The organism is Agrobacterium sp. 10T429 (assembly GCF_056393925.1).
This window is the reverse complement of the sequence record NZ_JBFTGV010000001.1, coordinates 376,614-396,616: the sequence shown is the minus strand read 5'-3', so window position 1 is coordinate 396,616 and position 20,003 is coordinate 376,614. Positions and strand designations below refer to the sequence as shown.

General features: G+C 60.1%; 15 protein-coding genes. 6 read left to right on the top strand and 9 right to left on the bottom strand.

Going from position 1 to position 20,003, the window contains the following annotated elements:
- Nucleotides 1–219: 219 nt before the first annotated feature.
- The 4 genes from AC1DCP_RS01920 to AC1DCP_RS01905 all read right to left on the bottom strand — a co-directional run bounded on the left by AC1DCP_RS01920 (nucleotide 220) and on the right by AC1DCP_RS01905 (nucleotide 6,252).
- Entirely contained in the window at nucleotides 220–642 is a 423-nt protein-coding gene (locus AC1DCP_RS01920; protein ID WP_065688354.1) for a hypothetical protein, read from the bottom strand.
- Between the two features lie 169 nt (nucleotides 643–811).
- A complete protein-coding gene (locus AC1DCP_RS01915) occupies nucleotides 812–3,028 on the bottom strand; it encodes a 3-hydroxyacyl-CoA dehydrogenase NAD-binding domain-containing protein (RefSeq protein ID WP_476774117.1) in 2,217 nt (738 codons plus the stop codon).
- Between the two features lie 186 nt (nucleotides 3,029–3,214).
- Nucleotides 3,215–4,423, bottom strand: coding sequence for an acetyl-CoA C-acetyltransferase (locus AC1DCP_RS01910; RefSeq protein WP_065688356.1), 1,209 nt, complete (start codon nucleotides 4,421–4,423; stop codon nucleotides 3,215–3,217).
- A 32-nt stretch (nucleotides 4,424–4,455) separates the two neighbouring features.
- The gene (locus tag AC1DCP_RS01905; RefSeq protein WP_065688357.1) at nucleotides 4,456–6,252 is read right to left on the bottom strand and encodes an acyl-CoA dehydrogenase C-terminal domain-containing protein; all 1,797 of its coding nucleotides are present in this window, start codon (nucleotides 6,250–6,252) and stop codon (nucleotides 4,456–4,458) included.
- Between the two features lie 376 nt (nucleotides 6,253–6,628).
- Here AC1DCP_RS01905 and podJ point away from each other — a divergent pair, with 376 nt between their 5' ends.
- The 4 genes from podJ to AC1DCP_RS01885 all read left to right on the top strand — a co-directional run bounded on the left by podJ (nucleotide 6,629) and on the right by AC1DCP_RS01885 (nucleotide 13,010).
- The gene (podJ, locus tag AC1DCP_RS01900) at nucleotides 6,629–10,402 is read left to right on the top strand and encodes a cell division protein PodJ (RefSeq protein ID WP_075807503.1); all 3,774 of its coding nucleotides are present in this window, start codon (nucleotides 6,629–6,631) and stop codon (nucleotides 10,400–10,402) included.
- A gap of 262 nt (nucleotides 10,403–10,664) precedes the next feature.
- Nucleotides 10,665–11,591: a sulfite exporter TauE/SafE family protein gene (locus AC1DCP_RS01895; RefSeq protein ID WP_476774116.1), complete on the top strand. Its 927-nt coding sequence runs from the start codon at nucleotides 10,665–10,667 to the stop codon at nucleotides 11,589–11,591.
- Nucleotides 11,588–12,412 (top strand): TIGR02186 family protein, encoded by an 825-nt coding sequence (locus AC1DCP_RS01890; protein ID WP_013635439.1) that lies wholly within the window; start codon nucleotides 11,588–11,590, stop codon nucleotides 12,410–12,412. The genes AC1DCP_RS01895 and AC1DCP_RS01890 overlap by 4 nt, the downstream gene beginning before the upstream one ends.
- A 160-nt stretch (nucleotides 12,413–12,572) precedes the next feature.
- A complete protein-coding gene (locus AC1DCP_RS01885; protein ID WP_003514961.1) occupies nucleotides 12,573–13,010 on the top strand; it encodes a universal stress protein in 438 nt (145 codons plus the stop codon).
- Nucleotides 13,011–13,028: 18 nt separating this feature from the next.
- Here the strand turns inward: AC1DCP_RS01885 and pdeM are convergent, their stop codons facing one another.
- Nucleotides 13,029–13,757: a ligase-associated DNA damage response endonuclease PdeM gene (gene pdeM / locus AC1DCP_RS01880; RefSeq protein WP_025592414.1), complete on the bottom strand. Its 729-nt coding sequence runs from the start codon at nucleotides 13,755–13,757 to the stop codon at nucleotides 13,029–13,031.
- Nucleotides 13,758–13,791: 34 nt separating this feature from the next.
- Nucleotides 13,792–16,383: a ligase-associated DNA damage response DEXH box helicase gene (locus tag AC1DCP_RS01875; protein WP_233284929.1), complete on the bottom strand. Its 2,592-nt coding sequence runs from the start codon at nucleotides 16,381–16,383 to the stop codon at nucleotides 13,792–13,794.
- Nucleotides 16,384–16,433: 50 nt separating this feature from the next.
- On the opposite strand from AC1DCP_RS01875, the gene AC1DCP_RS01870 reads away from it, so the two are divergent.
- Together AC1DCP_RS01870 and AC1DCP_RS01865 are read left to right on the top strand one after the other, a co-directional pair.
- Nucleotides 16,434–16,937, top strand: coding sequence for an RrF2 family transcriptional regulator (locus AC1DCP_RS01870; protein WP_013635435.1), 504 nt, complete (start codon nucleotides 16,434–16,436; stop codon nucleotides 16,935–16,937).
- 101 nt (nucleotides 16,938–17,038) lie between these two features.
- Nucleotides 17,039–17,500, top strand: coding sequence for a carboxymuconolactone decarboxylase family protein (locus tag AC1DCP_RS01865; RefSeq protein ID WP_065658364.1), 462 nt, complete (start codon nucleotides 17,039–17,041; stop codon nucleotides 17,498–17,500).
- 26 nt (nucleotides 17,501–17,526) lie between these two features.
- Here the strand turns inward: AC1DCP_RS01865 and AC1DCP_RS01860 are convergent, their stop codons facing one another.
- The 3 genes from AC1DCP_RS01860 to AC1DCP_RS01850 all read right to left on the bottom strand — a co-directional run bounded on the left by AC1DCP_RS01860 (nucleotide 17,527) and on the right by AC1DCP_RS01850 (nucleotide 19,929).
- The gene (locus tag AC1DCP_RS01860) at nucleotides 17,527–18,168 is read right to left on the bottom strand and encodes a YitT family protein (RefSeq protein WP_003514952.1); all 642 of its coding nucleotides are present in this window, start codon (nucleotides 18,166–18,168) and stop codon (nucleotides 17,527–17,529) included.
- A 73-nt stretch (nucleotides 18,169–18,241) separates the two neighbouring features.
- Nucleotides 18,242–18,853: a YitT family protein gene (locus tag AC1DCP_RS01855; RefSeq protein WP_025592410.1), complete on the bottom strand. Its 612-nt coding sequence runs from the start codon at nucleotides 18,851–18,853 to the stop codon at nucleotides 18,242–18,244.
- Nucleotides 18,854–18,987: 134 nt separating this feature from the next.
- Nucleotides 18,988–19,929 (bottom strand): class I SAM-dependent methyltransferase, encoded by a 942-nt coding sequence (locus tag AC1DCP_RS01850; protein WP_065688358.1) that lies wholly within the window; start codon nucleotides 19,927–19,929, stop codon nucleotides 18,988–18,990.
- Nucleotides 19,930–20,003 lie beyond the last annotated feature (74 nt).

Sequence of the window (20,003 nt, the reverse complement as noted above, 5' to 3'; positions counted from 1 at the left end):
GGGTTATAACATCTTGTTCGGACATGGCAAGCGCCATAGCGAAGTTTTTTGACAGTTTTTTCACGGCGCCTGTGGATGGCTGGAATACGTGCGCTGTGAAGGCCTTATCGTGGCTGGAAACGCGCTATCGGCAATCCGCCAGACCTGATCGACATCAGTCAGGTGGCGGATTCAGGCGCGGCTGATCCGGGCGAGCGGCGGTTGGGCGGCTTGGGGCAATTATGCCCCTTCCCTGCGCCGTGCGGCAAGTCCAAGCGCAAAAGGCACCACGGCCACCAGAGCCGCCATGACGGGTGAGGACGCGAAGATGCGGCTGGCAAGCGAGGTAACGGCAACGGAGCGCACAACCATCATCAGGCGCGAATTCTCGTGGTCTTTCTCGTGCCTGAGATCTGCGGGTTTGTGGCGGGTCGGATGGGATGCGGATTCCAGCTTTTTCACATCGCGGCGCAGCTTTTCCAACTGTTTGCGGAGTTCGTCCAGTTCCGCGCGTATCGACTGGTCCACCGTAGCGGAAGCACGCGCCTCTCGGACAGTGGGCTTTTCTGCCTCTTTCTCCGCAGCTTCTTCATCAAGTTCAGCCAAGTGGTCGTCAAGGTCCGATGGTTTGTCGAAACCATGGGATCGCAGCGATGTCTTCATTGCAGTCTCCTGAAGTGTCCTGAATTGCGGCACCGGGCGCGCATCGCCCGTTCACGCCTTCTCAACGCCCCAGCCGGGCAAAGGATGCACATAAAGCGACGGTATCGGCACGATAGGCCGATAAAAAAACAGGCCCCGAAGGGCCTGTTCATTTGTGTGTCTTGAAGGCTTATGCCGCTTTCGCGGTGCTGCCATAGGGATCGAAGCGACCGTAGAAGGTCTCGCCCTTGGCGGCCATGTCCTTCAGAAGCGGCGTCGGCTTGAAGCGTGGGCCATAGGTCTCGCTCAGCTTCTCGGCCAGCGCCACGAAGGTCTTCACGCCCATGCCGTCGATATAGGATAGGGCGCCGCCGGTGTAGGGCGCAAAGCCGAAACCGAGGATGGAGCCGACATCGGCCTCACGCGGATCGGTGACAATGCCCTCCTCCACGGTGCGGGCGGCTTCCAGCGCCACGGTGACCAGAAAACGCTGTTTCAGCACTTCCATATCCACATCCTCCGGCTTCTGCTGAGGATAGAGATCCTTCAGGCCGGGCCAGAGGGACTTCTTGGCAGGCTTTGGCGGGTAGTCGTAAAAGCCCTTGGAGTTCTTGCGGCCAAAACGGCCCTCGCCTTCCACCAGCTTCTTCACCAGTTCCATATGGCGCGGATCGACAGCCTTTTCACCGAGATCGGCAACGGTTGCTTTCAGGATCTTGTAGGAAAGATCGATTGCCACTTCGTCGTTCAGCGCCAGCGGGCCGACCGGCATGCCGGCGAATTTCGCGGCATTCTCGATCATGGCGGGCGGCACACCCTCGATCAGCATGTCGTAGCTTTCCGCCATGTAACGCAGCACGCAGCGATTGACGAAGAAGCCGCGCGTATCGTTGACGACAATCGGCGTCTTCCTGATCTTGGCCACATAATCCAGCGCGACGGCCAGCGCCTTATCGCCCGTTTCCTTGCCGAGGATGACTTCCGTCAGCATCATCTTCTCGACCGGCGAGAAGAAGTGGATGCCGATGAAATCCACCGGGCGCTTGGAGTTCTTCGCAAGCCCGGTGATCGGCAAGGTGGAGGTGTTGGAGGCGAAAATTGCGCCTTGCGGCAACACGGCTTCCACGGCCTCTATGACGGCCTTTTTCACGTCGCGGTCTTCGAAGACGGCCTCGATGACGAGATCGGCGTCGGAGAGCGCCGCGTAATCCGCTGTCGGGGTAACGAGGTCGAGCAAGGCCTTGCCTTCATCCTGCGTCAGCCTGCCCTTGCCAATGGCGGCCTTGACGCTTTCCTCGCAATGGCCCTTGCCCTTGTCGGCGGCTTCCTGATCGCGGTCCACCAGCCTGACGGGGATACCGGCTGCGGCGGTGACATAAGCAACGGCGGCGCCCATGAAGCCCGCGCCGACGACGCCGACCTTTCTGAACTCCGTCTTCGGCTGACCGGCCGGGCGGCGCGCGCCCTTGCCCAGTTCCTGCATGGAAACGAACAGCGAGCGGATCATGCCGAAGGCTTCCTTCGAACGAAGGATTTCGGTGAAATAACGCTGCTCCACCTTCAACGCCGTATCGAACGGCAATTGCAGACCCTCATAGACGCATTTCAGGATAGCAAGTGCTGCCGGATAGTTGCCGGCGCTTTCACGGCGCAGGATCGCCGGAGCGGCCGGCCAGAGCTGGGCAGCGGCCGGCGTCCAGATGCCGCCGCCGGGGGCCTTGAAGCCTTTCTCATCCCAGGGGGCAACCGGCTTCAGGCCGTCCTTGATCATTTGCTTGGCAGCGGAAATGAGCTGATCCGGCTCCACCACCTGATGAACCAGCCCCATGGCCTTGGCGCGCGCACCGGTCAGCGACTGACCGGTGGTCATCATCTGCAAGGCAGATTGCGCATCGGTCAGGCGCGGCACGCGCTGGGTGCCGCCGGCACCAGGGAAAATGCCGACCTTGACTTCAGGAAGGGCTATCTTGAGGCTCTTGGCATTCGACGCGACGCGACCGTGGCAGGCAAGCGACAGCTCGAAAGCGCCGCCCATGCAGGTGCCGTTGATGGCTGAGACCCAGGGCTTACCGTTGGTCTCCAGCTTGCGGAACAAGCCGGTCATGCGGCCGACCAGTTCGAACAGCTTGGCGGCTGCCTGATCCGGGTCCTTCGCCTTCTCGTCATTGTAGAAGGAGAACATCGACTTGATCATCGAAAGATCGGCACCGCCTGAAAACGTGCTCTTGCCGGAGGTGAAGACAACACCCTTGACGGCAGCGTCGGCGACAGTTGCGTCAACGATGGCGTTCAGTTCGTCCATCACCTCGGAAGTGAAGACATTCATGGACTTTTCCGGCATGTCCCAGGTGACGAGGGCAATGCCGTCTGCGTCCGTCTCGATGGTGAAATTGGTATAAGTGCTCATTTGGGATTCCTCTTCCCTGAATTTCGTTTCGCCGGACTTCCCGATCCCTCATTCCTGTGCCTGTCACAGGAACCCAGTCAGCCCAAGTCTTTGGGCTGGAAGACTCTCGCCCGCCGCAGACGCGGCGCTGCTGGAATCCCTGTGACGAGCAAAGGGATGAGGAGCCTGGGGTTAGCCCTCCGTAACTCAAACCCGCTCGATAACGGTCGCTGTGCCCATGCCCGCGCCGATGCAGAGCGTGACGAGCGCGGTGTTCAGATCGCGCCGCTCCAACTCGTCAAGCACCGTGCCGAGGATCATCGCTCCTGTCGCACCCAGCGGATGGCCCATGGCGATTGCGCCGCCATTGACGTTCATCCTGTCGTGGCTGATGTCGAAGGCCTGCATGTAACGCAGCACGACGGCGGCGAAGGCCTCGTTGAGTTCGAAAAGATCGATATCGGCAAGCGACATCCCGGTCTTTTTCAGAAGCTTCTCGGTCACATCCACCGGGCCGGTCAGCATCAGCGCCGGATCGGAACCGATATTGGCGAAAGCCCTGATGCGGGCACGCGGCTTCACACCCATCGCCTCGCCGCCCGCCTTGGAACCAACCAGAACGGCGGCCGCACCATCGACGATACCGGACGAATTGCCCGCATGGTGCACGTAGTTGATACGCTCCACTTCCGGGTGCGCCATGATGCCAACGGCTTCGAAGCCGCCCATTTCACCCGGCATTTGGAAAGAGGGGTTGAGTGAGGCAAGCGCCTGCATGTCCGTACCGGGGCGCATATGTTCGTCGCGGTCGAGGATCGTCAGGCCGTTGCGGTCCTTCACGGGGATAACGGACTTGCTGAAATAGCCCTTTTCCCAGGCATGCGCGGCGCGCTTCTGGCTTTCGACAGCATAGGCGTCGACATCGTCACGGGAAAAACCGTATTTGGTGGCGATGAGATCTGCCGACACGCCCTGCGGCATGAAGAAGGCGGGGAAGTTGACCGAAGGGTCCATGTACCAGGCGCCACCAGACATGCCCATGCCGACGCGCGACATGCTTTCCACGCCGCCGGCTATGACGATATCGTCGGAGCCTGCCTTGACCTTGCCGGCCGCGAAGTTGATGGCATCGAGACCTGAAGCGCAGAAGCGCGAAATCTGCATTCCCGGTGCCTTGTTGGAATAACCGGCCTCGAAGGCGGCGGCTTTCGGGATGACTGCACCGGCATCCATGACGGGATCGACACAGCCCATGATGATGTCATCGACAGCAGACGTATCGAGCCCGTTGCGGTCGCGGATGGCTTCCAGCGTCTTGGCGGCAAGGCGAACGGAGGGCACCTCATGCAGGCTGCCATCCTTCTTGCCGCGTCCGCGCGGGGTGCGGACATGGTCATAAATGTAAACGTCGGTCATTAACTCTCTCCCTCGGCGCGTGACACGCCCTGTCAGAATGCTTCCGCAGCCAGTTCCATCATGGTGTCCGCGCCGGTTTCGATGCGAGCCTTGCGTAGCGCCGTTTCCGGCATGATGCGCTCCATATAAAACTTCGCCGTGACAAGCTTGGTCTTGAGGAAATCCTCGTCCGAAGTGCTACCTGCCGCAAGGGCTTCGCTCGCCGCCTTCGCCATGCGGGCCTGCATGTAACCCAGCACCACGATACCGAAGAGGTGCATGTAATCGGTCGAACCTGCACCGGCATTGTCTGGCTTGGCCATGGCGTTCTGCATGAACCACATGGTTGCGGCCTGTAGATCGTTCAAGCCCTTCTTCAGGCCCTTGGTGTAGAGGCTAAGCTTTTCGTCGGCGCGGTTTTCCTCGCAGAAATCGCCGATTTCCTTGAACAGCGCCATGACGGCACGGCCGCCATTCATGCCGAGCTTGCGGCCAACCAGATCGAGCGCCTGAATGCCGTTGGCACCCTCATAGATCATGGTGATGCGGGCATCGCGGACATATTGGCTCATGCCATGTTCCTCGATATAGCCGTGACCGCCGAAGACCTGCTGCGCCATGACGGCATGGTCGAAGCCCTTGTCAGTCAGCAAGCCCTTGAGGATCGGCGTGACGAGACCGAGCAGGTCATCTGCCGTCTGACGCTCTTTCTCATCGGTCGACCGGTGGGCGATATCGGATTGCAGCGCGGTCCACAGAAGGAAGGCGCGACCAGCCTCGTTATAGGCCTTGATAGTCATCAGCGTACGGCGGATATCCGGGTGCACGATGATAGGATCGGCCTTTTTATCGGGGAATTTTGCCCCGGAAAGTGAACGGCCCTGAATGCGCTCGCGGGCATATTCGACCGCATTCTGATAGGCGATCTCACCCACGGACAGGCCCTGAAGGCCGACGCCGAGGCGGGCTTCGTTCATCATCACGAACATGGCGGAGAGACCCTTGTTCTCCGCACCCAAGAGATACCCCGTCGCATCGTCATAGTTCATGACGCAGGTGGCGTTGCCGTGGATGCCCATCTTGTGTTCGATCGCGCCGCAGGTGACGCCGTTGCGCTCGCCGAGCGAACCGTCCTCCTTCACGAGGAATTTCGGCACGATGAACAGCGAAATACCCTTGGTGCCTTCCGGCGCGCCCTCGATGCGGGCAATCACCAGATGGACGATATTGTCAGTCATGGAATGTTCGCCGGCCGAAATGAAGATCTTCTGGCCGGAAATCTTGTAGCTGCCGTCGCCCTGCGGAACTGCTTTTGTGCGCAGCAGGCCGAGATCGGTGCCGCAATGGGGTTCTGTCAGGTTCATGGTGCCGGACCATGTTCCCTCGACCATCTTCGGCAGATAGGTTTCTTTCTGGTCCTGCGTGCCATGGACGAGGACGGCAGCGATGGCGCCCTGCGTCAGGCCGGGATACATCATCAGCGACAGGTTGGCGGACGACATATACTCGCCAATCGCCGCATGCAGCGTATAGGGCAGGCCCTGCCCGCCGAATTCCGGCGGTACGGCGAGGCCGATCCAGCCGCCTTCACAATAGGCGTCGTAAGCCTCCTTGAAACCATCAGGAACGGAAACCGAACCATCATCTGCACGCTTGCAGCCCTGTTGATCGCCAGACAGGTTCAGCGGGAAAAGCCGCTCCTCGGCAAGTTTCGCCGCCTCGCCGGTAATAGCCTCGATCATGTCGGGGGTTGCATCCTCGAAGCCGGGCAGGTTGTTATACCGCTCGAGGCCAAGAACGTCGTTCAGAATAAAAAGCGTGTCTTTAACTGGGGCCTTGTAAACAGGCATTACCGATGTTCCTCCGCATCGTGAAAGCCGGAGCCGATCCGGCCGATATGGGATGACAATATTTGACGTGCGCGTAAACGTCAAATAAATTCCGGTCGAATGTCATGGCCCTTTTTCCGCGCAATGCTTGGCCAGCCCCACGCGAAAGCGTTACGCGCCGCAAAAGTTAAAAAATTCCAACCATAGTTAACCACTTCTTTACCACGTTTCGTGAATTCTCCGACACGAGGTAACTGCTTCGTCAATCGAAGCATTTTCCTCCATGGGGGCAAATACCGGCTCTAGAATTGCTGCATGTTGTGCGACGGCATTATCAGGCGGGTAGCCGTTGCAACAAACACCGGGCACGCCGGACGGAAGCGAAGCGAGCGAGAAGATGAACGGATTGCGATCGAAAAACCAAAGCCCGAGCGACAGGTCGTCTCTTGATGCTCTCAATCGCACCATTGAAGGCCTTGAAGCCCGCATCGAAGGGCTGATGAGCCAGAAATTTCCGCGCGACCCCCGGGCCACGACAGCTGAGCCGAAAAACGAGGCCCATGCCGCGCCGCGCGAGCCACGCGCCACCGTCACCCCGCCGCAACTCGACCCGGTCAACGAAATCCGCCAGCGCCAGCGCCTGCTTGAGGCAAGCTTCCAGCGCCCGCAGGAGCCCGTTGCGCGCCCGGAACGAACCATTACCAGACCGCTTGCGCCTGAATACCGGCCGAACGACGTGCAGAACGCGGCGGCCAACCCCGCACCGCGCGCGCGCTCCATCCCGCCCTATCAGGAGCAGCAGCGAAACGACGCGGCCTTGCAGGAGATCGCGCAGGCGCTCGTCAACCTGCGGCATGAGCTGAAGCACGATATTTCAGAAGGCGTGGCGCGCGAAGCGCAAGGGCTGCGAGCCGAAATCCGAAACATTCGCGCGATCGCGGAAGACCAGCAGTTCATCGGCGACCTGCGCGACGATATTGCAAGGCTTGCCGGCAGCATCGACCAGCTCGGCAATCTGGCCTCTCCCGATGCCTACGGGCTGCGCAATGAATTCGATGACCTGCGCCTCACCATCGATCAGCTTGCGCGTGAAGACAGCGTACATCGGATCGAAAGCCGCTGGAACACCGTGGAAGACACGTTGCGCGGTTTCGACACGGCCTCGCTGCAGGACGAAATCGTCTCGCTCGCCTATCGTCTCGACGACATCAAGACCCAGCTCGGCGGCATGAGCAACAATCCCGCCGTGCGCGTGCTTGAGGAAAAGCTGATCACCATCGCAAGCGCTGTGGAGCAGCTCGGCAAGCATATGCAGCCGAACGAGGCTGCCTTTACCGAACAGTTTTCCGGTCTGGACCAGCGACTGGATGAAATCAGCCGCGCCATTGCCGCTACTGGCGCCCGCTCCAACAATGCACAGGCCACCGACAACGCACTGGCACAGCGGCTGGAAACCCGCCTGAACGGCCTTGCCGAACAGCTCGGTGATATCAATCGTATTGCCGCCGCAAAGCCCGATCCTGCTGTGGATCTCACCGCCCGTCTTGAAACGCTGGCCGCCAAGATCGACGAATTGAGCACGGCGCGCGACGCGGCACAGCTGCACGAGCGACTGGACCAGCTTTCCCTGCTTCTGGAGCGTTCGCAGCGCCCCTCACAGCAGGCGGAACTGACATCGTTCCTCAGCGACATTTCCCGCAAGATCGACGCGCTGGATCACGGCACGGTCAATGACGGCCTGGCGGAACGGCTCGACACGCTTTCTCGGCGCATCGAAGACCTTGACTATCGCTACAGCCAGCCGCAGCCCGTTGCTGGTTTCAACGAAGGCACTTTTTCGCGCCTGGAAGAACGGCTTGGCGATATCGCGGCCCGTCTGGACGAGACCGCCCATGCCGCACCCGCCGACAGCGGCGCTTTGCTCAGCCTCGAAAATCAGATCGCCCATCTCTCCTCGCTAATCAGCCAGCCGGGTCATCACCAGCCGGCGGGCATGTCGCCGGAACTCGATGCCCGCATGTCGGCGATCGAGGACTACATGGCGTCCAACGATGAGTATATCATCGAAGCGGCTCGACAGGCGGCCGAGGCCGTTCTGGACGCCTTTACGCGCAACAATGTCTCCTCCGGCGCAAACCTCGCCGATATGACGATGCTGACCGATCTTGCCACCGATCTGCGCAGCCTCGAGGCGCTGAGCCGCAACACGGAAGAACGCACGCACCGCACCTTCGAGGCGCTGCACGAAACGCTGGTGCAGATTGCCGGTCGACTGGACAGCCTTGATAATCGCGCACCCGCTCCCGCCTATCGCGAAGAGGCAGCGCCACGCAACGTCGCGCAGCATATGATTACGCCCGCCCGCGAAGACGTGGCCATGCCGGCCGCCATCTTCCCGCAAGAGGGCTACATCACCGAAGAACAGCTTATTCTCGAAGACACGCGCGATGCCGGCGAAAACGGCGCGGATGCGATGGCAATCGTGCCGCCCGCCGCTGCAAAACCCGCAAAAGCAGAGAAAAAGAGCCTGCTTGCCGGCCTGACCAAGCGTTTCAAAACCGGCACGGCGAAGACCGCCAAATCGGCAGAAGAACCCGTATCGGCAACCACCACCCGCACGCAGGTGGAACCCGCCCCTTCGCTCGATCCGATCGACGTGCTGCCCGCGGGCCAGGAGAACGAACTTCTGGAGCCCGGCTCCGGCGCACCTGATATCAAGAAAATACTGGAACGGGTGCGCGCCAGCCAGGTCGCTTCCAGCGGCAAGGCGGCGGATGCAGAAGGCCGCACGGATTTCATCGCCGCCGCCCGTCGCGCAGCGCAGGCTGCCGCCATGGAAACCTCACCGGAGAAGCTTGAGACCGGCAAGAAAAATCGCAAGCCCGACGCTTCGGCGCTTTCACGTTATCGTCGCCCGCTGCTGCTCGGCATCGGCGCCATTCTTCTTGCGATGATGGCCATGCCGCTCGTCAAGACGATGATGGGCGGCGCGGAAGCCCCGGCACCGGTCATCGAAGAGAAGATGGGCGATGCCCCGGTCTCCGCACTTCCCGAGACCGGCGACAAGGCCGTGACCATTCCGTCCGAACTGGCTATCGATCCGCAGGAGGCGGCATCCGCCGACAGCATCGAAAACGCAGCACCATCGGAAAACACCATCGATCCGCGTACCATTGGCGGCGCGCCGCTTGCCAATGAACCGCCTGTTGCCGATGCGCCCGCTGTGGATGCGGCGACGTCAGGCACTGTCGCACAGAGTGAGCCGCAGGCACCGGTGCAAGCCGCTACCACGGCTGCCGCCGCCCAGGGCGCGATTGCGGTTCCCGCCGGTATCGAGCCAGCATCGCTGGCGGAAGCCGCAGCGAAAGGCGACACGCAGGCGCTGTACGAGATCGCAGCACGCTACACCGAAGGTCGCGGCCTTGCCGCCGATCGCGCGGAAGCCGCCAAATGGTACAAGCTGGCTGCGGATCGCGGCCTTGCTCCCGCACAATATCGTCTCGCCAACCTTTACGAGAAGGCGAATGGCGTCGAGCGCAACCTTTCCGAAGCGAAGCGCTATTACACGCTGGCAGCCGAACAGGGCAATGCAGGCGCCATGCACAATCTCGCCGTCCTGCTCGCCTCCGATGCGGCCGGCCAGCCGGATTTCACCACCGCCGCGCAATGGTTCATCAAGGCCTCCGAACTCGGCGTCCGCGACAGCCAGTTCAACCTTGCCATTCTCTACGCGCGCGGAAGCGGCGTGAAGCAGGATATCGAGGAATCCTACAAGTGGTTCTCCATTGCGGCCAAGGATGGCGACACGGACGCTGCCCAGAAGCGTGACGAGGTTGCGGGAGCGATGAACCCGCAGCAGCTTCAGAGCGCACGTGCGAAAGCCGACGCGTGGAAGGTCAAGCCGCTTTCGGAAGACGCCAACAGTGTCAACCCGCCCGAGGAATGGGCTGGCAAGGAGGGCGTGAAGACTGCCTCCGTGGACATGGAAAAGGCGATCCGCAACATTCAGGCAATCCTGAACAAGAACGGTTTCGATGCCGGCCAGCCCGACGGCAAGCTTGGCAAGAACACGGTTACCGCCATCAAGGATTTCCAGAAATCCGTTGGCCAGACACCCGACGGGCGCATCACCAACGAGCTGGTGACAGCGCTGCTCGCCCGCAACAAATAACCGTTTCGCAACGGATGAGGCGGCCTTCCCGGCCGCTTCCCCACAGTTTGGCGCCGGAATGTGGCGCTGCTCCCACGCCTGATCGCTATCTTTCCAAATTATCAACGTATTTACCGTTGAATGTTGACACGTCGGACCCTCGCGGGCATGACGGATAAGGCTGGGCATGCCCGGTCTTTTCAGACAGAAAATGTAAATCGCGGCGCGGCCCCCCACCCGGACAAGCCCTGCCGCCCGGAACCATTTGCCCGAGGTCCGAGCCGTGACTGTCTATCTGCCGATTGCAGAACTGTCGGTGAACATTTTCATCATTCTCGGCATGGGCGCGGCCGTCGGTTTTCTTTCCGGCATGTTCGGCGTGGGGGGCGGTTTTCTCATCACCCCCTTGCTGATTTTTTACAATATTCCGCCCGTAGTGGCTGTGGCGACGGGCGCAAACCAGGTGGTGGCCTCTTCCGTCTCCGGCTCGATCACGCATTTCCGGCGCGGAACGCTGGATGTGAAGCTTKGGAGCGTCCTGCTTGTCGGCGGTCTCGTGGGCGCTACGGTGGGCGTGTGGATATTCTCCTTCCTGCGCAGCATCGGCCAGCTCGATCTCATCGTTTCGCTGCTTTATGTCATCCTGCTCGGCACTGTCGGCACCTTGATGCTTAAGGAGAGCATTTCCGCCCTGCGCCGCGCTGCCCGTAATGAGACGGTGACGCTGCGCCGCCCCGGCCATCACAACTGGGTTCACCGCCTGCCGCTGAAAATGCGGTTCAAGAAGTCGAAGATCTATCTCAGCATCATTCCCGTTGTCACGCTGGGTTTCGGTATCGGCATCCTGACCTCGATCATGGGTGTCGGCGGCGGCTTCACCATGGTGCCGGCCATGATCTATCTTCTGCGTATTCCGACCAACGTCGTTGTCGGGACCTCACTGTTCCAGATCATTTTCGTTACCGCCTATACGACCATCGTTCAGGCCGCGACGAACTATTCCGTCGATGTGGTGCTGGCCTTCATCCTGATGGTCGCGGGCGTCATCGGCGCGCAATATGGCGTGCGCGTCGGGCAGAAACTGCGCGGCGAACAGCTGCGCGCGCTTTTGGCGCTTCTGGTGCTTGCAGTCGCCCTTCGCCTTGCCGTGGCACTGGTTGTTCGCCCCGAAGACCTGTTTTCGGTCGCCGTCGGAGGGTTAGGTTATTGACCCACCGCCTGCTGCTTTGCGCCTTTCTGCTTATCGGTTCCTGCCTTGCCTTTACCGCTTCGGCGCAGACACCGCCGCTTGCCCTGCCTCCCGGCACACAGCAGCGGTCCTTGCAGGAAAATATCGAAATCGGCGCATCGACGACGGAGATTCCGATCACCTCCGATTTTCGCGGGGCGGATTTCACGCTTTTCGGCGCTCTTAACAACACCGACCAGTTGCTGCTCGCTATAGGCCAATATGATATCGTCGTCACCCTTGAAGGCCCCAGCGACTACATGACGGTGCGCAAGAAGGAGCGCGTGGCCGGTATCTGGATCAATACCAGCGCCATCACCTTCACGCCGCTGCCGGAATCCTATTCCATGGCCAGCACGCGCGATATCAGCGCCGTCGCTTCGCCTGGCACCTTGCGGGCAATGGGGCTTGGTGTCGAACATCTGTCGCTCAAAAGTGCGGTGTTTTCCGGCGTGCCCGACAATGTCTTCGATTTTCAGGAGGCCTATCGGCGCCTGCGGCTTTCAAGCGGCATCTATCGCAACGACACGACCGGCGTGCGGCTTGAACGCACCGGCCTGTTCTGGGCAACCCTGCGCCTGCCCGCCAACGTCCCGAACGGCGTGCATACCGCCCGTGCCTATCTCTTCAAGAGCGGCAATTTCATCGCCCAGCGCGAGCTGAAACTGCGCGTCGTCAAGACCGGCATGGAACAGGCAATCACGGATGCCGCGCATCAGACACCGCTTGCCTATGGCGCGCTGTGCGTTCTCCTCGCCGTCGTCACGGGCTGGAGTGCCAGTATTATTTTCCGCAAGGACTGAGTGTTTTTCATTCCCGTAAAAGAGCGCGTCTTTCGCCCTCGGCGTAAAAGATAGCGTTCGCTTCCTTCAATGGTTTGCGGTAAAATTCAAGACGTTACAACCACGTACGCAGCTTATGGCGGCAAGTGCGGTTGTGACCGGGATGAAAAGGAGAAATGTCATGTTCAAGCACATTCTCATTCCCACCGATGGCTCGCCGCTGGCGCAGATCGCAATCGACCAAGGGTTCGCTCTCGCCAGAGAGGCAGGCGCAAAGGTGACCGTCGTGACGGTGTCCGAACCCTTTCACGTGATTGCCAGCGATGTCGAGGACATTGCCGCCATTGCCGAAGAGGAATTCCACCGTTGCGAGGAGGCGGAGCATTTTCTGAGAGATACGCAGGCGCACGCCGCATCGATGGGGCTGGATTGCGAAGCCCTGCTGGCGCGGGCGGGACGGCCGGATGAGGCGATTGTCGAAATCGCCAACAGGACCGGCTGCGACCTCATCGCCATGGCTTCACACCGGCGCAGAAGCTTCGTCGAGATGCTTGTCGGCAGCGTTACGGCTAAGGTGCTGAAAAACTCGAAGATACCGGTGCTGGTATACCGCCAATAGGCGGGCGGAGCGATGCGCTCAGCCGAGCAGATTTGAAAACCGTACCGAATAGATGCGGTCCCGCCCCATCAGATGCGCGACGAGTGCAGCGTGGTCAAAGAGACCGCGCATGGCCTTGTGTCGCAAATCCAGTCCGCCGCTCATCACCCCGAAGGCCGGCATCAACAGGCGGGAACCATCGGTGGCGAAACAGGGGCGCCGCACCGTTTTTTCGCGACGGCGAACAGTGGCGGAGGGATGCAGATGGCCTGCGATTTCACCCGCGGCATCTCCTACCTTAGGCTCGTGGCGGAAAACGAGATTGCCGTAAAACATCTCATCTACCGAAGACCCCGGCAGATCGACCGTGCCATCCGGATCGTGATTGCCGTTGATCCATATCCAGTCACGGCCACGGGCCATCTCGCGGATCAGTTCGCGCAGCATAAGCGGCAGATGCTCGGACCCGACCCGATCGTGGAAATTGTCGCCGAGGCTGACGACGATCTTCGGATCGTAACGGCTGACAAGGGAAGACAGGATTTTGAGGGTAGCGATCGTGTCGTAAGGCGGCAGCATGCGCCCGCGCCGGGCAAAGGCCGCACCTTTTTCCAGATGCAGGTCCGAGACAACCAGCAGCGACAGATCGGGCAGGTAAAGCCCACCCAACGGGTCACACCAGGCGGCGACGCCGTTGATGGCAGTTTCGCTGCCAAGGCATTCGAAGCCATTGGAAAACCTGTCGCTCAATGTCAGTCGGCTCAGCACTTTTGTGGTCGTTCCTTCATTCCAGTTTGATGCCTCAGGACATGGCTTCGGCGATAAGCTCGTCTGCGGCCTCGGCCAGCACCTGATCCATCGCCTCGCCCGCCACCGTCTCGCGGCCGATTTCCAGCATGACAGGAACGGCAAGCGGCGAGACGTGCTCCAGTGCACGATGGGTGGTGTGACCCTTGATTCGCTTCAGCATATCGCCAAGACGGCCAATGTCCAAAAGTCCCGCCGCCGCATCACGTCTGGTTGCCTCCAGTAGAATATGATCCGGCTCATGGCTTCGAAGAACGTCATAAATAAGATCGGCGGAGACCGTGACCTGACGGCCCGTCTTTTCCTTTCCGGGATGGCGGCGTTCGATGAGGCCGGAAATGACGGCACAGTTGCGGAAGGTCCGCTTCAGCATGAAGGATTCGTCCAGCCACGCCTCCAGATCGTCGCCCAGCATGTCCTCGTCGAGAAGTTCCGCCAACGACAGGCGGCGGGATTTCAGCCGCCTGCCAATATCCTCCATGGCCCAGATGGCGAGCGAATAATCGGTGGCAACGAAGCCCATGGGCTTTGCGCCCGCCCGTTCCAGCCGCCGTGTCAGAAGCATGCCGAGGGTCTGGTGAGCCAGCCGCCCTTCAAAAGGATACATGACCATGAAGAAGCGTTTGCGGAAGGGAAATGTCTCGACCAGCAGCTCGTCGCGCTTGGGAATGATCGATTTTTCCTTCTGGATTGCCAGCCAGTCGCGCACCTGATCCGGTAGCGACTGCCAGCGAGCGGGATCGGACAGCATGGAGCGCACCTGGTCCGCAAGGTAGGTGGAAAGCGGAAACTTGCCGCCGGCATAGGAGGGTATCTTCGGGTCCATTGAAAAGGCCTGCGACACCAAGCATTCATTCTCCCGGATGCCTTCGAAGCGCAGAACCTTGCCGGCAAACAGGAAGGTATCGCCCTGCACTAGCTGCTCGAGGAAATATTCCTCGACCTTGCCGAGCGACATGCCGCCGCGTCCGACCGAGCCCTTGGCATTGCGCTTGACCATGCGGACATTGAGTTCCGCAGCCTCGACGATGGTGCCGAGGTTTAGGCGATATTGCTGCGCGACCGCCGGATTGGAGACACGCCAGCGGCCGTCCTTCATCTGGCGGATGCGGGCGTAACGTTCATAGGTGCGCAGTGCGTATCCACCGGTAGCGGTAAAATCCACAACGCGGTCGAAGGTAGAACGCGGTAGATCGGCATAGGGTGAAGCGCTGGTCACTTCACGATAGAGATCATCCGCATCGAAAGGTTCGGCGCAGGCCATACCGAGCACATGCTGGGCAAGAACATCCAGTGCGCCTTGCGCGATGGGGGGCGTATCCTGCGCGCCGATATAGTTCGCATCGAGTGCGGCCCGGCACTCCATCACCTCGAAACGGTTGGCGGGAACGAGGATTGCCTTTGACGGCTCATCCATACGGTGATTGGCGCGGCCGATGCGTTGGGCAAGGCGGCTCGCCCCCTTTGGCGCGCCGACATGCACGACGAGATCGACATCGCCCCAGTCTATCCCGAGATCGAGCGTGGAGGTGGCGACGACCGCGCGCAATTTGTTTTCAGCCATCGCGGCCTCCACCCGGCGGCGCTGTCCGGCATCCAGCGAACCGTGATGCAAGGCGATCGGAAGATTATCGTCGTTTACATTCCAGAGTTCCTGAAAAATCCGTTCCGCCTGCGAGCGGGTGTTAACGAAGATGAGCGTCGTCTGGTGCGCCTTCAGAGCGGGATACAAATCCTTCATGGCGTAGCGCGCGGAATGGCCGGACCATGGAATACGCTCCTCCGTCTGCAGAATGGCGATGTTTGGCTTGGCTCCGCCTTCCACTGTTATAAGACCTGCGGGCGGTTCTCCCTGCCCCTGCGGTGCCAGGTAACGGCGTAAATCCATCGGCTCCGCCACCGTGGCGGAAAGGCCAATGAAGCGGACATGCGGCGCGTGCCTGCGCACCCGCGCGAGCGCAAGCGACAGCAGATGGCCACGCTTGGAGGTGACGAGCGAGTGCAGCTCATCCAGCACCACATATTTCAGGTCGCGGAAAAAGCGCTCGGCTTCCTTGTTGGCAAGCAGCAGCGACACCTGTTCCGGCGTCGTCAGGAGAATATCGGGCGGTTTGACCTTCTGGCGCTGGCGTTTTGCCTGCGGCGTATCGCCGGTGCGGGTTTCGATTGAGATCGGCAGGCCCATTTCCGTGACAGGCTTGGTGAGATTGCGTTCGATATCCACCGCAAGTGCCTTGAGCGGCGAGATGTAAAGCGTGTGCACGCCGACAAAGGCGGAGCCCGGCGGCACCTTGCCGCGTTCAGCAAGATCGGTGAGCGACGCCATGAAGCCGCCCAGCGTCTTGCCGGCACCCGTCGGTGCAATCAGCAGCATGTTTTCGCCGCCACGCGCCCGAGCCATCAGCTCCAATTGATGCGCGCGCGGGGACCACCCTTTTTCGGCAAACCATTTCTGGAATGAAAGGGGCAAGGTGCCGACATGCGTGCCGGAAATGGGAGACTCAGCGTGTTTCACGCCTTCAAGGTAGTGAGAAACCTTGAAAAAAGAAGAGTGGAACAGAGCTGCTTGACAGGAATGCATAATCATGGATAAATAATATCCACGATACTAAAGCAAACCAAACGTGAGCAAATCGGATGAAACTCGGCGACGGCGTTGAACAGGCCATTCACAGCGTAGGCATGTTAGCGGGACTTTCCGAAGGCGGCGTGCTTTCGGCGGCGGCGCTGGCAGAATTCCATGGCGTTTCCACGAGTTATCTCTTGAAGCACCTGCAATTGCTTTCCGGTGCCGGAATAGTTTCCACCGTACCAGGGCCGAAGGGCGGTTATCGTCTGGCCCGGACAACCGACAAGATTACCCTGCTTGATATTGTTCTGGCCGTGGAGGGACCACAGCCTGCCTTTCGCTGCGCAGAAATTCGCCAGCGCGGGCCGAACCCCCTGCCGGGACGTTATTTCACCAAGCCCTGCGGCATCAACGCCGCGATGCTGAAGGCGGAGAAAGCCTATCGGGCGGAACTCGCTAAAACCAGCATTGCCGACATTCTGGGCGACCTTGCCGCCACTGACGACGGCGGCATTGCGGCACGCGGCTGCGCCTTTCTGGAGCTGAACGAGCGCAGGACGGCGACGCGCTAGAACCTAAAAAGACCCGACCATCTGAAATACCGGAGAGCTTCGCAGCTTCCCGGAACGATGACACATGCCCCTCAAACTGAACCACGAATGGAGAGAGACACATGAAAACCCGTTTGAACTATGCCAAAGCGTCCCCCGAAGCCTTCAAAGCCGTGATGGCGCTCGAAACCTACGTCCAGAGCAGCGGCCTCGAGCGCCGCTTCGTTCATCTCATCAAGCTGCGCGCATCAATCATCAATGGCTGCGCGTTCTGTGTGGACATGCATGTGAAGGAAAGCCGTCACGACGGTCTTTCCGAACAGTGGATCAACCTGATGAGCGTTTGGCGGGAATCCCCGGTATATACCGAACAGGAACGGGCGTTGCTCGGCTGGGTGGATGCGGTGACGAAGATTGCCGAAACCGGCGCTCCGGATGACGCCTTCGAGGCCCTGAAGGCGCATTTCTCCGATGAGGACATCGTGAAGATCACCGTTGCCATCGGTGCCATCAACACCTGGAACCGCATCGCCGTCGGCTTCCGTTCGCAGCACCCGGTCGAAGCGGCAGCAAAAGCAGCCTGATCCGCTTTACCTGCACCGGACGACCGTTACATGGCGATGTAGCGGTCGTTTCTATGATTGATGGCGAGCGCGAGGTTCATGACCAGCGCGCCGAGGATGGAGCAGAGGATGACGAAGGGTGTCGCCACGAAGAATGAGCAGGCCAGCACCATGCCATCGAAGGCGAGCTGGACGAGACCGGCGCGCCAGCCAAAACGGTCCTGGAGATAAAGCGCCAATATGCCGAAGCCGCCGAGGCTAGTGCGATGGCGGAACAGTGCCAGCATGCCTGCCGCGACCGTCAACCCGCCGAAAAGGGCGGCCGCGACGGGATTGATGCTTTCGAAAGCGAAGAAGCCCGGCATATATTCCGAAAGCAGCGCCGTCATGGCAATGGCGCAAAAGGTCTTGACCGTGAAGGCAAGGCCGAGACGGCGGAAGGCGAGATAATAAAACGGCAGATTGACGAGGAAGAACACCGCGCCGAAGCTGAAGCCGATCGAATAGTGCACCAGAAAGGCAATACCCACCACACCCCCGGTGAGGAGGCCCGCAGCGGAAAGCAGCGTCACGCCGAGCGAGACCAGCATGCTGCCCGCCAGAACGCCCTGGGCATCTTCCAGCAGCGAATGGCGATCGGGCGCGGAAGCCCAGATATTCACGCGCTTTCGCGTAGTCGTATCGCCCATGCCTGTTCCCCTGATTTTCCCGCCTCGATCGAGCTATTGCGCCCAAGCGCGAGAGATTTCAAGCGTACTTTCTTCAGCGCACAACGATGTATCTGTCCGAGCGGTGGTTGATGGCGAGAAACATGTTGAGGACGAAAGCGCCGACAATCGAATAAATAACGGTGGCCGGATCGATGACGAGGAAGGCGCAGAGCATCACGAATGCATCGAAGGCAAGCTGGATCAGGCCGGCGCGGATGCCGAAGCGGTCCTGAATATAGATGGCCAGAATGCCGATGCCGCCGAGGCTGGCGCGATGGCGATAAAGCGCCAGCAACCCGTAACCGAGGAGCAGGCCACCGAGCAGCGCCGCCCAGAGCGGGTTGATGCTGTCAATGACCATCCAGCGCGCTTCCACTTCCGTCAGCACCGAAACAAGACCGATGGCAATGAAGGTCTTGATGGAAAAGGCAAGACCGAGGCGGCGGAACGAGAGGTAATAGAAGGGCAGATTGACGAGGAAGAACAGGAGGCCGAAGCTGATGCCGAAGGCATAGTGAATGAGGAAGGCGACGCCGGCGGTGCCACCGGTCAAAAGGCCGACCTTGTTCAGCAGATAAAAACCGAGCGCCGATACGATAGCTCCGGTAACGATGCCCTGCACGTCTTCCACCGGCGCATGTTTGGCCGGATCCGAACTCCACATGCTGTAAACGCTTCTCGTTCTGCTCACGCTTTTTCCCTCAGGTTTCCGCGCATTTTGCACTGCAACAAACACGCGATCAAGATGGATACGTAAGGACGACTGACCTATCGTAAAAAAGGCAAGAAACGAAATGTTCAGGCTTTGGCGCGGGCAAGAAAAAGAATGCCGGAAAGGGGTTTTCCGGCATCCTTGCGAATGGTGGTTTTGCGGATTTCGATAAGAGAATAGCCCGCCCGCTCAAGAAGGCCGGTCACATAGCTTTTCGAATGTGCGTAACGCAGCGATTCCCGCAGCACAAAACCATCTTCATCCCCTGCGTCCTCCACCGAAAAGGCGAAGAAACCGGAGGGCACAAGCAGGGCCGAAACGAGGGGCATGACGGTTTCGAGACTGCCGAGATACATCATCACGTCGGCGGCGGCGACGAGGTCCGCGCGGTGGTGCGGCATTGCCGACGCGAACAGTCCCGAGGCGTCAGCTTCCAGCGATAGATCGGCCTGGCCGAGATGGTCGTAAAGTCCCTTTTCCTCCGCCTTGGCGAGCATGTTCTGGGAAATGTCGAAACCTTCCAGCCGCTTTGCCAGGAGGCGGATTTCAACACCAAGAAGGCCGGTGCCGCAGCCGATATCGACAATGGTGTCGAAGACGCCGCCTCCCGCCGCCTTGCCGATCAGCTCCGCCAGCTTTTGCGGTACGCTGTAATCCAGTTTCTCGACGAGCGACGTTTCGAAACGGTCGGCATAATCGTCGAACAGCCCTTCTACATAACGGCTCGGCGGCTGCTCCGGTGTGTCCGCGGCGCCGAGAACCGCGAGTTTCAGTTCGGCTGCAAACAGCCCTTCCGTATCCAGTTCGGCGACTTTTTCGTAAGCCGCCACGGCTTTGTCCGTTTCCCCCGCCTTTTCATGATATTCCCCGAAGCGAAACCAGCCCGCCGTCCACCGTGGCGCAAGTTCAAGCGCCTGCTCCATGAGTTCGGCGGCGGCGGGATAATCACCGCTCTCCGCCAACATGCGGGCATAGTCCGCCCGGCGGTCGGCAATGACGTCACCGGAAGAAAACTGGTTTGGGGCCATTCAAGATTTCCTGAGAAGATGTCGGCTGTCATTTATCAAGCCATAAAAAAACTCAAGTCCTATTTCATGGCGCA

Bases quoted from the DNA above. Each gene is read 5' to 3' on its own strand.
- AC1DCP_RS01860 (WP_003514952.1), bottom strand. From the start codon at position 18,168: ATGGGCGATACGACTACGCGAAAGCGCGTGAATATCTGGGCTTCCGCG.
- AC1DCP_RS01855 (WP_025592410.1), bottom strand. From the start codon at position 18,853: ATGTGGAGTTCGGATCCGGCCAAACATGCGCCGGTGGAAGACGTGCAG.
- AC1DCP_RS01910 (WP_065688356.1), bottom strand. From the start codon at position 4,423: ATGACCGACGTTTACATTTATGACCATGTCCGCACCCCGCGCGGACGC.
- AC1DCP_RS01850 (WP_065688358.1), bottom strand. From the start codon at position 19,929: ATGGCCCCAAACCAGTTTTCTTCCGGTGACGTCATTGCCGACCGCCGG.
- AC1DCP_RS01875 (WP_233284929.1), bottom strand. From the start codon at position 16,383: ATGATTATGCATTCCTGTCAAGCAGCTCTGTTCCACTCTTCTTTTTTC.
- AC1DCP_RS01905 (WP_065688357.1), bottom strand. From the start codon at position 6,252: ATGCCTGTTTACAAGGCCCCAGTTAAAGACACGCTTTTTATTCTGAAC.
- AC1DCP_RS01870 (WP_013635435.1), top strand. From the start codon at position 16,434: ATGAAACTCGGCGACGGCGTTGAACAGGCCATTCACAGCGTAGGCATG.
- AC1DCP_RS01865 (WP_065658364.1), top strand. From the start codon at position 17,039: ATGAAAACCCGTTTGAACTATGCCAAAGCGTCCCCCGAAGCCTTCAAA.
- AC1DCP_RS01885 (WP_003514961.1), top strand. From the start codon at position 12,573: ATGTTCAAGCACATTCTCATTCCCACCGATGGCTCGCCGCTGGCGCAG.
- AC1DCP_RS01920 (WP_065688354.1), bottom strand. From the start codon at position 642: ATGAAGACATCGCTGCGATCCCATGGTTTCGACAAACCATCGGACCTT.
- AC1DCP_RS01915 (WP_476774117.1), bottom strand. From the start codon at position 3,028: ATGAGCACTTATACCAATTTCACCATCGAGACGGACGCAGACGGCATT.
- podJ (WP_075807503.1), top strand. From the start codon at position 6,629: ATGAACGGATTGCGATCGAAAAACCAAAGCCCGAGCGACAGGTCGTCT.